The sequence below is a fragment of the Streptomyces spongiicola genome, assembly GCF_003122365.1.
GTDB lineage: Bacteria > Actinomycetota > Actinomycetes > Streptomycetales > Streptomycetaceae > Streptomyces > Streptomyces spongiicola.
The window spans coordinates 2,227,642-2,241,588 of record NZ_CP029254.1; the positions used below are offsets into that span (position 1 = coordinate 2,227,642).

Below are 13,947 nucleotides of genomic sequence, written 5' to 3' on the forward strand. Positions count from 1 at the left end.
GGGGCGGCCGGAACCCGCCGCAGACTCGCGCCCTCCTGCCGTGGAGCCCATCGATGCACGTATCGCCTCGTGCGCCGCGCCGAGCCGCGGCTCGCGTCACCCTGCTCACCGAAGGCACCTACCCGCACAGCCACGGCGGGGTGAGCGTCTGGTGCGACCAGCTCGTCCGCGGCATGCCCGACATCGACTTCGACGTCGTCGCGGTGACCGGCACCGGACGGGAGTCCGTCGTATGGGAGCTGCCCCCGCACGTCGCCGAGCCGGTCACGGTACCCATGTGGGGCCCCGCACCACCCGGTTCACCACCGCGGGGCCGGCGGGAACGCCGGTTGATGGCCGCGTACGAGCGGTTCCTCACGGCACTGGTGGACCCGGCCGCCGAGGACGGCTTCTCCCCCGCCCTGTACGAACTGGCGCACGCCGCCCGGGACGGGGCGCTCGGACCGGCGCTGCGCGGTGACCGCGCCCTGCGCGTCCTGACCGCCGTGTGGAACCGCCGCGGTCTGACCGTCCGCGAGGCGCGGCCCAGCCTCCACGACGCCGTCACCGCGACCGCGCTGCTGGAGCACGCCCTGCGTCCCCTCGCGGCCCGGCCGCCGGAGCGCGGAGTGGCGCACGCCGTCAGCGGCGGCGTCGCGGTGCTGCCGGGGCTGGCCGCCCTCGAACTCCACGGGGTACCGCTGCTGCTGACCGAGCACGGCGTCTATCTGCGCGAGCGCTACCTCGGCTACCGGACCGCTCCCTACCGCTGGCCGGTGAAGGCGCTGCTGCTCGGCTTCTTCCGGCTGCTGGCCGAGGAGAGCTACCGCCGGGCGGCCCTGATCACACCGGGCAACCGCTACAACCGGCTGTGGGAGGAGCAGGGCGGCGCCGACCCCCGGCTCATCCGCACCGTCTACAACGGAGTGGACCCGGCGGCCTTTCCCGCGGCCGGCCCGGAGCCGGAGCGCCCGACGCTCAGCTGGGCCGGGCGCGTCGACCCCATCAAGGACCTGGAGACCCTGATCCGGGCGTTCGCCGAGGTCCGCGCGGCCCTTCCCGGAGCCGTGCTGCGGCTGTTCGGCGGCATACCGAGGGGCGGCGAGGCCTACCGGGAGCGCTGCGAGGCCCTCGCGGCGTCACTCGGCCACGGTGACGCCGTGACCTTCGAGGGCCGGGTGGACGACATCAGGGACGCGTACGCCGCGGGTAACGTCGTGATGCTGTCCAGCATCAGCGAGGGCTTCCCCTTCACCCTGATCGAGGCCATGTCGTGCGGCAGAGCCACGGTCTCCACCGATGTCGGCGGCGTCCGGGAGGCCGTCGGCGACGCCGGGCTGGTCGTCCCGCCCCGCGATCCCGCGGCGATGGCGGCGGCCGCGCTGGAACTGCTGGCCGACCCCACGCGCCGGGCGGCCATGGGAGAGGCGGCGAGGCTGCGGGTGATCGAGCAGTTCACGCTCCGCCAGACCATCGACACCTTCCGCGCCCTCTACCTGGAGCTGTCCGTCCGCGGGACCCGGCTCGCCGACCCCTGGGGCACCCCCCTGAGCGACGAGGCCGCCCTGGGGAGCGTGGCCGGATGAGCGGGCCGATGGCTCTCGAACCCGACGGCGGGCAGGGCGACACGCTGGCCCTGCGGCTCGCCGCCCCCGACAGCACCCTGTCGCTGCGCCTGCCCTGGCGCCGACGGGCGCAGGACGACCCGGTGGACGTGCTGGCCGCCGAACTCGCCGAACGCATCGGTCCCGCGGTGCACTCCTACGAGGTGGCGGCCCTGCTGGAGTCCGAGGGCCTGACGGGCGAGCAGATCCGGGAGCGCTACGGGCACCCCGGCCTGTTCTCGCTCGCCGCCGACCTGTACCGGCGGGTGCCGCGCAGCTTCCCCGAGCCCCCGCGCGGGCCGGATCCCTGGGCGCCGGACCACGTCCGGTGCGCCCTGCGCGGCGCGCTGTTCGCCCTGCCGGGACTGGCCTACCTGCTCACCGCCGGGCTGTGGCACGCACCCCGGGGGGTGTACGCCCTGGTGGCCGCGGGCCTGCTGTCCTGGGCGTGGGGGCAGGCCCTCAGCCATCGCGCCTACCTGCGGCTGGCCGCGGGGCCGCGCGAGGCGGGCCGGACGCTGCTCCTCGGTGCTCCCCCGGGCGCGCTGCTCGCCTCGGCGGCCGCTCTCGCGGTCGCCGGGCCGGGACCGGCGGCTCTCTTCGGCGCGGGGCAGTCGCTGTACCTCGCGGCGGCCGGGGTGCTCCTGGTCCGCGGCCGGGAACTGCTGCTGCTCGGCACGCTCGCACCCCTGGCCGCGGGCGCGGCGGTGCTGCCGTGGTGGGACCCGGGTACGCTGCCGCGCGTCGCGCTGCCGGTGCTGACCGTGGTGCTCGCGGTCACCGCCGCCTGCCGGGAGATCCGGGGGATGCTGGCCGCGCCCCCGGAAGGCGGCTCCACCCGGCCACCGCTGGCGGCCTCGATACCGTACGGGCTGTTCGGGCTGGCCGCGGGCACCCTGGTGGTGTCGGTGGGCCGGCACCAGCCCTGGGCCGTCATCGCGCTGACCGTCAGCATGGGCCCCGCGGAATGGCTGCTGTACCGCTACCGGGGACTGTCGGTCGCGGCGCTGCGGGCCTCGGCGAACGAGGCCGTCTTCCGGCTGCGGTCCGCCCGGACGCTGGCCCTGTGCCTGGGCGGCTATCTGCTGCCGCTCGTCCTGGCGGCGCTGCTCACCGGCGCCGAACCGGCGCCCCTGCTGACCCTCGCCGCGCTGCTCTGGACCGCCCTGCTGCTCCAGGCGTTCGGCCTCGCCTGGTTCCCGGCCGTGGTCGCGCTCACCGCGGCCGCCGGAGTGGCCGCCACCGCCCTGCTCGGCGGCCCACCCGGCACCGCCTGGCCGCTGGTCTGCTGCGGCACCGCCACCGCGGTGCTCGTCATAGGCGCCGTGCGGTGCCTGGGCCGGCCCACCGCGCACTCCTGACCCCGATGCCCGCCGGGCCGGTGCCACCCGCGGCGACCGCCGCGCCGGGGCCACGGGCCCGCGCGGCCGCGGGCGGACCGGTCCGTCGCTCCCCTTCTCCACCAGCCGTCTCAACCAGCCGTCCCCACCCGTCGGACGCAACTGCCGTCCGCCACGCTCCCGCCACCGCCACCGCCACCGCCACCGCCACCGGCCCGACGCACCCCTACCACTGCCTCCGGCACCCCCACCGCACAGCCACAGACCGCACAGCCACACACCACACAGCCACACAGCCACACAGCCACACACCCGCCACCGCTCCCTTCAGGGAACCCCTCCGAAAGGAAGATCACTTGACAACCGCACCGCTCGCCGCCGTCACCGGAGCCGAGGGCTTCATCGGCTCCCACCTCACCGAGGCCCTCGTCGCCTCCGGCCACCGGGTCCGCGCCATGGCGCAGTACAACTCCTTCTCCTCCTACGGCTGGCTGGAGACCCTCCCCCAGGACGTCCTCGACCAGGTCGAGATCGTGCTGGGAGACGTCCGCGACCCCGGCTCGGTACGCGCGCTCGCCGAGGGGGCCGACACCGTCTACCACCTGGCGGCGCTCATCGCGATCCCCTACTCCTACCGCGCCCCGCACAGCTATGTGGACACCAACGTCACGGGCACGCTCAACGTGCTGGAGGCCGTCCGGGCGCTGGAGACCCCGCGGCTGGTGCACACCTCCACCAGCGAGACCTACGGGACCGCGCAGACCGTGCCCATCACCGAGGACCACCCCATCAACACCCAGTCCCCGTACGCCGCGTCGAAGGCCGGCGGGGACCGGCTGGCGGACAGCTACCACGCGAGTTTCGGCACCCCCGTCGTCACCCTGCGGCCCTTCAACACCTTCGGCCCCCGCCAGTCGATGCGCGCCGTCATCCCGACCGTCATCGGGCAGGTCGCCGCCGGGAACCACACGATCACCCTCGGCGGCCTCCGCCCCACCCGTGACTTCACCTACGTCACGGACACGGCGGCGGCCTTCCTGGCCGTCGGTACGGCACCGGCCGAGGCGGTCGTCGGCCGGACCCTCAACGCCGGTACCGGCGGCGAGATCTCCATCGGGGACCTGGTGGGGCTGATCGGCAAGGTGATGGGCACCGACCTGGACATCCGGGAGGACGAACAGCGCATCAGGCCCGCGGACTCCGAGGTGATGCGGCTGGTCGCGGACGCGACCCGGCTGCGGGAGGCGACCGGCTGGACTCCGGCACTCGACCTGGAGCAGGGCCTCGCCAGGACGGTGGAGTTCTTCCGCGACCCCGCCAACCTCGCCCGCTACAAGACCGGAATCTACAACGTCTGAATCCGGCGGACCACCGACCACCGTACTCACAGGGGGCTACCGTGCACGCAGTGATTCTCGCCGGAGGCAAGGGCATCCGGCTGCGCCCGTACACCACCGCGCTGCCCAAACCGCTCGTCCCGATCGGCGACCGGCACGCGATCCTGGAGATCGTGCTGCGCCAGCTGGCGGCGAGCGGCTTCACCAGCTGCACCATCGCCGTCGGCCATCTCGGCCACATCATCCGCGCCTACGTCGGGAGCGGTTCCCGATGGGGGCTGAGCGTCGACTACGCGACCGAGGAGAACCCACTGGGCACCATGGGGCCCCTGCTGACGATGCGGGACCGGCTGCCTGAATCGTTCCTGGTGATGAACGGGGACATCCTCACCGACCTCGACTTCGCCGACGTCCTGGGCCGGCACCGGACGGGCGGTTCGGCGCTGACCATCGCCACCTACGCCCGGAAGGTGCACATCGACTTCGGGGTGCTCACCACGGACGCCGGGAGGGTGGTCGGCTTCGCCGAGAAGCCTTCCATGGACTACCGCGTCTCGATGGGCGTGTACGGGCTGTCCCTGGACACGCTCGACGGCTACACCGCCGGGCTGCCGCTCGGCTTCGACGAACTCGTGCTCGACCTGCTGAAGGCCGGGAAACCGCCGCAGGCCTACGAGTTCGACGGCTACTGGCTGGACATCGGCCGGCCGGACGACTACGACCGGGCCAACGCCGAGTTCACCACGCACCAGTCACTGCTGCTCAAGGGAGCCTGAACCCGTCATGCGCATCCTCGTCCTGGGCCACACCGGGTACCTGGGCCGCCATGTCGCCGCACAGCTCGGCGCGCTGCAAGGCGTGCGGCTGTTCGGCGGCGGCCGGTCACCGGACGCCGACCTCCACGTCGACCTCGCCACGGCCGACGCGGGGCGGCTGGCCGAGAACCTCTCGGACCTCTCCCCCGACGCGGTGGTCAACTGCGCGGGGTCCCTCGGCGCCGACCCGGTGACCGACGCCGAGGTCAACGCCCGCGGCCCGGCCGTGCTGTGCGCGGCGCTGCTGCGGGCCGCGCCGACGGCCCGGCTGGTGCACCTCGGTTCGGCCGCCGAGTACGGATCGTGCGAGCCCGGCGTACCGGTGGCGGAGGACGCGCCGACCCGGCCGGCGGCCTCGTACGGGGCCACCAAGCTGGCCGGGACCGTGGCCGTCGCCTCGTCGGGCCTGGACGCGGTCGTGCTGCGCGTGGGCAACCCGGTCGGGCCCGGCGCCGCGCCGAAGAGCCTGCCGGGCGGCACCGCCCTGCGGCTGCGCCGGGCCGGCCGGGACCGGGACGCGGTCGTGCGCTTCGGCGACCTCTCCGCGCATCGCGACTTCGTCGACGTACGGGACCTGGCCCGGGCCGTCGCGGCGGCCACCGCGGCGGGGCCGCTGCCGCGGATCCTCAACATCGGCGGCGGCCGGGCCGTTCCCATCCGGGAGCTGGTGCGGGGGCTGGTGGCCGTGGCGGGGTTCCGCGGCCGGATCGAGGAGGCCGGCGCCGGGTCGTCCCGGTCCGCGGGCGTGGCCTGGCAGTGCTCGGACATCTCGGCCGCGCGGAACGCGCTCGGCTGGGAGCCGCGGTTCACCCTCGCGGACTCCCTCGCCGCGCTGTGGGCGTCGACCGGTGCCCCCGGGAAGGCGGACCCGGTGGCATGACGCTGCTCGTCCCGCTCTATGTGCATCCCGCGGCGGACCCGGAGGCCTGGGGGCTGGTCGCGGCCGCGGGGCCGCGGGTCTACGGGGTGGTACTCAACCCCGGTGACGGTCCCGGGGCGGCGCCCGATCCCGCCTTCGCCGCCGCCACCCGCACCCTGCGGGCGGCCGGCACACTCGTCCTCGGCTATGTCGACCTGGACTACGGGATGCGGCCGGAATCGGCGGTGACCGGCGATCTGGACCGCCACCGCGACTGGTACGGCCCCGACGGGTGCTTCTTCGACCAGGTGCCGGCCGACCGGTCGGCACTGCCCGGCTGCCGCCGGCTCGTCCGCGCCGCGCGGCAGCGGGGCGCGGGCACGGTCGTCCTCAACCACGGGGTGCACCCTGCACCCGGCTTCGCCCGGATCGCGGACCTGCTGGTGACGTTCGAGGGCCCGTGGCCGGTCTATCTCTCCTCCTTCACCCGGCCCCGCTGGACGGCCCGCCACCCGCCGGAGCGGTTCTGCCACCTGGTGTACGAGGTACCGACGGCGCTGGCCGGGGTCGCCGCCCGGGCGGCCGGGGAACGCGGGGCGGCGGTGTCCTGCGCGGTCACCGGCTCGCTGCCCAACCCCTGGGGCTCACCGCCGCCCGCGCTGTACGGGGGGGCGCGGTGAACCGCCGCCGCGTCGCCCGGCTGTGCCTGGTGGCGGCCGTGCTGCTGCTCGCGGGCTGCTCGGGCGGTGCGCCGGAGCCGGACGGAGCCCGCTGGCGGCCGCGGCCCGGCACCGCGTGGCAGTGGCAGCTCGACGGCCGCGCCGATCCGTCGTCCGCGGACGTGCCCGTGTACGACATCGACGGCTTCGAGAACAGCGCGCGCGACGTCGCACGGCTGCACCGGGACGGGCGCAAGGTCATCTGCTACGTCAACGCCGGTGCCTGGGAGCGTTTCCGTCCCGACCAAGGGGACTTCCCGGTCTCCGTACGCGGGCGGCCGAACGGCTGGGAGGGCGAGCGCTGGCTCGACATCCGCCGGCTGGACGTGCTGCGCCCGCTGATGGAGAGGCGCTTCGACATGTGCCGGGAGAAGGGCTTCGACGCGGTCGAGCCCGATCTGCTGGACGCCTACCTCAACGACACCGGATTCCCCCTCACCGCCGCCGACCAGCTCGCCTACAACCGCATGATCGCCCGAATCGCCCATGACCGCGGCCTGTCCGTCGGGCTGAAGAACGACCTGCCCCAGGTGGCGGAGCTGGTCGGGGACTTCGACTTCGCGGTCAACGAGGAGTGCGCCCAGTACGGCGAGTGCGCGAAGCTCACGCCGTTCATCGAGGCCGGGAAGGCGGTGTTCCACGTCGAGTACGCGCTGGCCAACCAGGACTTCTGCGCCGAGTCCCGGCGGCTCGGGCTGTCCTCCATGCGCAAGCGGCTGGAGCTGGACGCATGGCGCCGGCCGTGCTGAACGGGCCCCGCCGGGTATCCGGGTACCAGGTGGCCAACGGAACAACGGAACAACGGACCAGGTGGGTGACCAGGTGGGTGACCGGGCGGAACAGGTGACCAGCCCGGGTACCCGGCGGGCCGAGCGGCCCGTCCGAGCAGCCCGTCCGAGCGGCCCGTCCGAGCGGCCCGTCCGAGCGGCCCGTCCGAGCGGCCCGTCCGAGCGGCCCCTGCCAGCGGGGCCGGCCGGCGGGGCCGCCGGGCACTCAGCGGGTGCCCGGGGAGCGGGGTGTGCCCGGCGGGCCGCCCCCCGCCGAGGGCTCCCGGTCCGCCGGCCCCGGGGCCACGCCGGTGTCCTGGGCCACGCCGGTGTCCTGGGCCAGGAACTCCACGACGGCGAGCGCGAGGAGCAGCGCGAGGGCCAGCCCGACGACGACCCAGGCGGTGGGGTACGTCCAGAAGAGGTACGCCAGCACGGCGGCGGCGACCAGCACCCAGGTGATCCACGTCCGGTACCGCCGGACCCAGGGGCCCACGGGGCCGGTGCGCAGGCCCGCGCGGTCCGCCGTGGCCCGGGTGGCGGCGATACCCGTGGTCCACAGCTGCCGGGCGAGACCCGCGTACCGTCCCGGCCCCGTGAGCCAGGCGGCGAGGGCGACGACGACGCCGAGCATCACGATGTTGCGGATCGTGCTGCGCAGGAAGCGGACGAGCGCGTCGTACACGGCCTCCGCCGCGGGCTGGGACACGCCCTGGGGGAGGGAGTCCAGATAGGTCACCCGGAAGACCGTCAGCGCCACGCCCAGCAGCGCGGTCGCGACGGCGACCCCGAGCGCGGCCGCCACCAGGGCCCTGCGGCGGTGGGCGGCCAGGAGCACCCCGGCGGCGATCAGCACCACGCCCACGACCGGCAGCCAGGTGCCCGCGAGCTGGAGCAGCCGGAACCCGGTCTTGACCCGGCCGACGTCCTCGGACTGGAGGACGGTGAAGTCGGTGTGGATCTCGGGGATGTTCCCGGCGATGGTGAGCCCCCCGTTCACCAGTTGCTGCTTGACCTCCTCGATCACGGGCGCGAGGTCGATCTGCACCGCGTTGTCGGTGAGCACGATGGCGCCGCCGCCGCTGCCGGTCAGGGCCTTGACGACCGCGGCGTGGATCTCCCGGTTCGCCTCGGTCCAGATCCTCCGGAAGACGTCGGAGGCGACGACGTCCTGGACCCGCGCCTGGACGAAGCTGCGTACGGCGTTCTCCAGGGCGCCGCCGACCCCGCCGATCAGGGCGTCCAGCCGGGGGCGGTCGGCCGGGGCCACCTCCTCGAGCAGCTTGGGGATGTCGATGTTCTCCATCACGACGTCCGTGACCCGGGCCGCGACGGCGGCCTGCACGGCGGGGTCGGAGGCGAGCGGGGCGACGGTGGCGACATAGCGGTCGGTGTCGGCCACCTCGCTGTCGGCCCAGGCGGCGACCGCGCTCAGCGGGGCGAGGAGGCAGCCGAGGACGATCAGGACCGCGGCGAGGGCCGAGCGCGCCCGGTGCCGCGGCGGCCGGGACGGGGGCTGCTCCCGCGCCTCCAGGGCCGCGATCCGGGCGCGCAGCTGCTCCAGGTCGCGCCCCTCGGAGCCGGTGGTTCCGTCCGGCATGCGCACTCCTCCGCTGTCGGCAGGCTGACCACAGCAGACCCCGGGGGCCGGTGGGGCGCGAGCCGGGAGAGGCCGCTCAGGTGAGGCCCGACCCGCAGGCCCGACCCGCCCGGGCGGGTCGGGCGCCCCCGGGGCGCGGCCGCCACGTCCGTGCGTCCGCGCCCCGGGGCCGCGGCCGCCCGGGCCGGTGGCCGTGCCGGCCCGGGCGGCCGCGGGACGTGCCGAGTTGCCCCCGGCCCGTCAGGGGCGATCGTTGGTATGTGGACGGAGACGACGCACGACGGGAGTCGGCCATCCTCGACGCACTCTTCACACAGGCACCGTTCGGCCTGTTCCTGTGTGACGCCGAGCTGCGGGTCGTCCGCTTCAACAGCGCCGCGCGCGGGGTGCACGGCGTCCCTCCCGAGCGGATCCTGGGCAGGACCCTGGCCGAACTCGTCGACGGCCTCACGGACGAACCGGTCGTCGCGCTGGCGGAGGAGGCGCTGCACACGGGCGCGGTCGTCCGCGACCGCCTGTTCAGCGGCAGGCCCCCGGCCGACCCCGACCGGGACATGACGGTCTCGGTCTCGCTGTTCCGGCTGGAGGGGGCCGGCGGCGAGCCGATCGGCCTGGCGGTCGTCGTCGAGGACGTCACGGAACGGGAGGCGGCCCTCGGGCGGCTCTCCCTGCTGAACTCGGCCCGGGAGTCCATCGGCACCAGCCTCGACGCGTACCGCACGGCCGCGGAACTCGTGGACGTGCTCGTCCCCGGGCTCGCCGACGCGGCGGCGGTGGACCTCCTCGACGACGCGCTGCGGGGGCGGGCGCTGCAACCCGGTCCCGTGCCCGCGGACACGCCGCTGCGCCGGGCCGCTTTCCGGTCCGTCCTCGGCGACGAGCGGGGGCCGCCGAAGGGCGCACTGAACACCTTCGGCCCCCACACCCCGTACTCCCAGGTGCTGAACGACCTGACGCCGCGTCTGATCACCGGCGTCGACGCGGGCGACGCGTGGCTGGGCGCCGACCACTCGCGAGGGGACCCCATCGTGTCCGCGGGCGTCCACTCCCTCGTCGTGGTGCCGCTGACGCTGCGGGAGACGGTGCTGGGAGTCGCGGCGCTGTACCGCTTCTCGCGTCCCGAGCCGTTCGAGGACAGGGATCTCGCGCTTGCCGCGGAACTGGTGGCCAAGGCGGCCCTGCACCTCGGCAACGCGTGCAGTTTCGCCCGGGAACGCACCGTGGCCAGGGCGCTCCAGCAGGGGCTGATGCCGGGGCGGCCGCCGGAGCTGACCGCCGTGGACACGGCCTGCGCGTATCTCCCCGAGAGCGCCGGAGGCGACTGGTACGACGTCATCCCGCTGTCCGGCGCCAGGGCCGCCCTGGTCGTCGGCGACGTCGCCGGGCACGGCATCGAGGCCGCCGCCACCATGGGCCAGCTGCGCACGGCCCTGCGGACGCTCGCCCTGCAGGACCTGGAGCCCGCCGAACTGCTGAGCCGGCTCGACGAGACGGCCGCGTTCCTCACCCGGACCCGTTCGCCCGTCGGCCAGGGCGACGAGACGACGCACGACTACCTCGCCACCTGCGTCTGCGTCGTCTACGACCCGGTGTCCCGGGTGTGCACCGCCGCCCGGGCCGGCCATCCCCTCCCCGTGATGCTGGGGCCGGACGGCTCGGCGCTCGAGTTCGACGTACCCTACGGGCCGCCGCTGGGCGCGGCCGGCGCCGGCTACCCGTCCGCGACCACCGTGCTCCCGGAGTCCACCCTGCTGGCGCTCTACACGAGCGGCCTGATGAACTGCGGCGGCCGGGACGGGGCGACGTCCCTCGAGCGGCTGCACCGGATCCTCGCCCAGCCCGACGAGTCCCTCGGCCGGCTCTGCGACTCGGCGGTCTACGAACTGGTGCCGCGACTGCCGCGGGAGGACGCCGTGCTGCTGCTCGCCCGGACCCGCGCGCTGCCCCCCGACCGGGTCACCAGCTGGACGCTGCCCCGGGACGCCTCCGTCGTCTCCACCGCGCGCAGGCTGATCGAGCACCAGCTCCAGGCCTGGGAGATGCCGGACGCCGTCTCCGGCACCGAACTGATCGTCAGCGAGCTGCTGTCCAACGCGATCCGCTACGGGCAGGGCCCGATCAGGCTGCGGGTGATCCTCGACCGCTCGCTGATCTGCGAGGTGTCGGACACCAGCAGCACCTCACCGCATATGCGCCATGCCACCGAGACGGACGAAGGGGGCCGCGGACTGTTCATCGTCATGCAGCTCAGTGACCGATGGGGCACCCGGACCACCGGAGACGGCAAGACCATCTGGTCGGAACAGGTGATCCGGCACGGCCCCACCCGGTAGTGTCCACGCACACCAGAGCGACCGAGGGCGTTCGCCGCCCTCCGTCCTGACTCGCCCGGCGGGTCCCGGGCGGGACAGCATGGAGGGAGGACGGCCCTCGGCGGCTGCCCGCGCGAGGAGGCGGAACAATCGGTGACCAGGCATCGCTTTGCGTTCTGCGGGGCTGAGCTGGCCGCTGTCTACGTCCTCGCCGGCGGGGGCCGCGAGCTCCACCTCGCCGAGCTGACCGGCGACCGCGGGATGCTGTACGGCCTGCCGGCGATCACCGCCGTGGAGGGCCACTCCCCCGCCGCCGAGGCCTTCCGCGCCGGCCGCCCGCTGTGGCTCGACCCGAAGGAACTGGCGGCGTACGCGGAACTCGACCCCCACCACTTCCCCGGCCGCCGCGGGGAGGGTGTGGAGACCACGGCCCGGATATCGCTCGGGGCGCTGCCGCTGGGGCGGGGTGCCGGCGAACTGGGCTGCCTGATCGTGGCGGGCGACGTCCCCGAGGGCTTCAGCACCGACCGCCGGGCGCTGCTGGAGCTGTACGCCGACCAGGTCGCCGCCGGTCTGGAATCGGCCGCCGCCCGGGTGCCGGGCCGCGCACCGCCGCAGACGCAGCTCGTACAGGCCGCCCTGGTGCCCCCGCGGGGTGGCGCGTTCATCCTGGAGCTGAGCACCGGCCGCATGGAGGCACACGCGTATGTGCTGGAGCTGCTCGGCATACCCGCGGAGGAGTTCGACGGGCGGGTGGAGACCCTGCTGGCCAGCGCGGTCCCCGACGACATCCCGGCGCTGATGCAGATCGTCGAACCGGGGCGGATGTCCGCCGCCACCGAGCAGCTGGCCTTCCGGATACGCCGGCCCGGTGGCGAGCTTCGCTGGCTCGGCCTGCGCAGCCGGGTCGAGGTGAACGGCGAGGGGACGCCGGAGCGGGTGCTGGGCGTGGTGGCCGACGCCGCGTATCTGCGGCCCACGGCCGACGAGGTCTCGGTGGTGCAGCGGCTGTCGGCCAAGCTGGCGGGAGCGAGCACCATCCGGGAGGTCAGCCGGCTGGTGGTGGCCGCGCTCCACGGCCCCCTGCGGGCGAGCCGGGTCGCGGTCGCCGAGCGGGAGGGCGACCGGCTGGTGGTCACCATCCTGGACCCCCCGGAACCCGACGCCTGGCCCGCGGTCTGGCGCTCCGAATGGCGCTCCGACTGGCCGGACCTCTCGATCCACGACCTGCCCACGCTCGAGGGCGCGCTGCGCGAGGGGCATGTGAGCCTGTGGCCGGCGGGTGCGGATCTCGAACCGGGACTGGCGGAGATCGGGCGCGGCGGCCTGGCGGTGCTGCCGCTCCGCGCGGACGGGCGCATGGTGGGGGTGTGCCTGGTCGGGTGGGACGCCGAGCACCGGTTCGACCCGGACGAGCGGTCGCTGCTGACCGCGACCGCCGCCCTGGTGGGGCAGGCCCTGATGCGGGCGCACGCGCTGGACGCGAGGCACGAGCTGGCCACCATGCTCCAGCGCAGCCTGCTGCCGAGGAAGCTGCCCGAGCTGCCCGGCGGTGAGGCCGTCGCCCGCTATCTGCCGGCCACGGCGGGACTGGAGGTCGGGGGCGACTGGTACGACGTCATTCCGCTCGCCGACGGCCATGTGGCACTGGTGATCGGGGATGTGCAGGGGCACAGCGCGGGCGCCGCGACCATCATGGGGCAGATGCGCACGGCCGTCAGGGCGTACGCGGTGGAGGGGCATCCGCCGGACGTGGTGGTGGCCCGCGCCAACCGGCTGCTGGTCGGCATGGAGACCGACCTGTTCGCCACCTGCCTCTATGTGGACCTCGACATGGAGGAGGGCATCGCCCGCCTGGTGCGGGCCGGTCATCTGCATCCGGTGGTCCGCCACCCCGACGGCAGCACCGAGGAGCTGCTGGTCGAGGGCGGGCCCCCGCTGGGCGTGCTCGCCGACGAGGACTACCCGATGACGGAGGCGGGTCTGGTGCCCGGCACCCTGCTGACGCTGGTCACGGACGGTCTGGTGGAGTCGGCCGCCCTGTCGATGGAGGAGGGTGTGCGCCGGGTGTGCGACACCCTCGCCGCGGCCGACCCCTCCGACGCCGGCCGGGTGGCCGACGAGCTGGTCGTGGGCGTCAACCGGCGCGACGACGACGTGGCCCTGCTGCTGCTCCGCTACGACGGCACCCGGGTGCGGCCGATGCGGACCCACTGGACGGTGTGGCGGCTGCCCAACGCCGTGATGCACGCCCGCCGCTTCACTGCCCGGACCCTGCGCTCCTGGGGTGTGGAGGAGGAGTTGGACGGGGCCCTGCTGGTCGTGTCCGAACTGGTCACCAACGCCGTGGCGCACACGCAGGGCGAGGTGCGGCTCGATCTGACGCTGTCCGCCGACCGCCTACGGATCGCGGTGAACGACGCCTCTCCCCGCAGCCCCGTCAAACCGGCCGACCAGGACTGGGAGGCGACCGGAGGCCGCGGGCTGCTCATCGTCGAGGCCTCGACGGCGTCGTGGGGGGCGGTGCCGCTCAGCGGAGGCAAGCAGGTGTGGGCGGAGATCCCGCTGGCGCCGCGCGAGCGGCTTCCGCGGGCCGGCTGAGCCGGGCGCCGGGG

The 13,947-nt window shown here is 74.8% G+C and carries 10 protein-coding genes; 9 read left to right on the forward strand and 1 reads right to left on the reverse strand.

Annotation, left to right across the window (positions count from 1 at the left end; genetic code table 11):
• The first annotated feature begins 53 nt into the window (after window positions 1-53).
• From pelF to DDQ41_RS09655, 7 genes are all read left to right on the forward strand, one after another.
• A complete protein-coding gene (gene pelF / locus DDQ41_RS09625; RefSeq protein WP_109294118.1) occupies window positions 54-1,565 on the forward strand; it encodes a GT4 family glycosyltransferase PelF in 1,512 nt (503 codons plus the stop codon).
• Between the two features lie 8 nt (window positions 1,566-1,573).
• A complete protein-coding gene (locus tag DDQ41_RS09630; protein ID WP_262508409.1) occupies window positions 1,574-2,944 on the forward strand; it encodes a hypothetical protein in 1,371 nt (456 codons plus the stop codon).
• Window positions 2,945-3,279: 335 nt separating this feature from the next.
• Entirely contained in the window at window positions 3,280-4,281 is a 1,002-nt protein-coding gene (locus tag DDQ41_RS09635) for an SDR family NAD(P)-dependent oxidoreductase (RefSeq protein ID WP_109294120.1), read from the forward strand.
• Between the two features lie 41 nt (window positions 4,282-4,322).
• Window positions 4,323-5,036 carry a sugar phosphate nucleotidyltransferase gene (locus DDQ41_RS09640; protein ID WP_109294121.1) on the forward strand — a complete coding sequence of 238 codons (714 nt, stop codon included), beginning with the start codon at window positions 4,323-4,325 and terminating at the stop codon, window positions 5,034-5,036.
• A 7-nt stretch (window positions 5,037-5,043) separates the two neighbouring features.
• Complete coding sequence (locus DDQ41_RS09645) at window positions 5,044-5,955, forward strand: NAD-dependent epimerase/dehydratase family protein (RefSeq protein ID WP_109294122.1); 912 nt, start codon at window positions 5,044-5,046, stop codon at window positions 5,953-5,955.
• Window positions 5,952-6,614: a spherulation-specific family 4 protein gene (locus DDQ41_RS09650; protein WP_109294123.1), complete on the forward strand. Its 663-nt coding sequence runs from the start codon at window positions 5,952-5,954 to the stop codon at window positions 6,612-6,614. The genes DDQ41_RS09645 and DDQ41_RS09650 overlap by 4 nt, the downstream gene beginning before the upstream one ends.
• Window positions 6,611-7,402, forward strand: a complete 792-nt coding sequence (locus DDQ41_RS09655; protein ID WP_109294124.1) for an endo alpha-1,4 polygalactosaminidase — start codon at window positions 6,611-6,613, stop codon at window positions 7,400-7,402. Before DDQ41_RS09650 ends, DDQ41_RS09655 begins: the two co-directional genes overlap by 4 nt.
• A 244-nt stretch (window positions 7,403-7,646) precedes the next feature.
• On the opposite strand, the gene DDQ41_RS09660 is transcribed toward DDQ41_RS09655, so the two are convergent.
• Window positions 7,647-9,020 (reverse strand): hypothetical protein, encoded by a 1,374-nt coding sequence (locus tag DDQ41_RS09660; protein WP_262508410.1) that lies wholly within the window; start codon window positions 9,018-9,020, stop codon window positions 7,647-7,649.
• Between the two features lie 260 nt (window positions 9,021-9,280).
• On the opposite strand from DDQ41_RS09660, the gene DDQ41_RS09665 reads away from it, so the two are divergent.
• Together DDQ41_RS09665 and DDQ41_RS09670 are read left to right on the forward strand one after the other, a co-directional pair.
• Entirely contained in the window at window positions 9,281-11,353 is a 2,073-nt protein-coding gene (locus DDQ41_RS09665) for an ATP-binding SpoIIE family protein phosphatase (protein WP_109294125.1), read from the forward strand.
• Between the two features lie 132 nt (window positions 11,354-11,485).
• Complete coding sequence (locus DDQ41_RS09670) at window positions 11,486-13,933, forward strand: SpoIIE family protein phosphatase (RefSeq protein ID WP_109294126.1); 2,448 nt, start codon at window positions 11,486-11,488, stop codon at window positions 13,931-13,933.
• Window positions 13,934-13,947: the final 14 nt, after the last annotated feature.

What these genes read in the sequence shown, in the direction of transcription:
- pelF (WP_109294118.1), top strand. Translation starts at nt 54, where the DNA reads ATGCACGTATCGCCTCGTGCGCCGCGCCGAGCCGCGGCTCGCGTCACC.
- DDQ41_RS09630 (WP_262508409.1), top strand. Translation starts at nt 1,574, where the DNA reads ATGGCTCTCGAACCCGACGGCGGGCAGGGCGACACGCTGGCCCTGCGG.
- DDQ41_RS09645 (WP_109294122.1), top strand. Translation starts at nt 5,044, where the DNA reads ATGCGCATCCTCGTCCTGGGCCACACCGGGTACCTGGGCCGCCATGTC.
- DDQ41_RS09650 (WP_109294123.1), top strand. Translation starts at nt 5,952, where the DNA reads ATGACGCTGCTCGTCCCGCTCTATGTGCATCCCGCGGCGGACCCGGAG.
- DDQ41_RS09660 (WP_262508410.1), bottom strand. Translation starts at nt 9,020, where the DNA reads ATGCCGGACGGAACCACCGGCTCCGAGGGGCGCGACCTGGAGCAGCTG.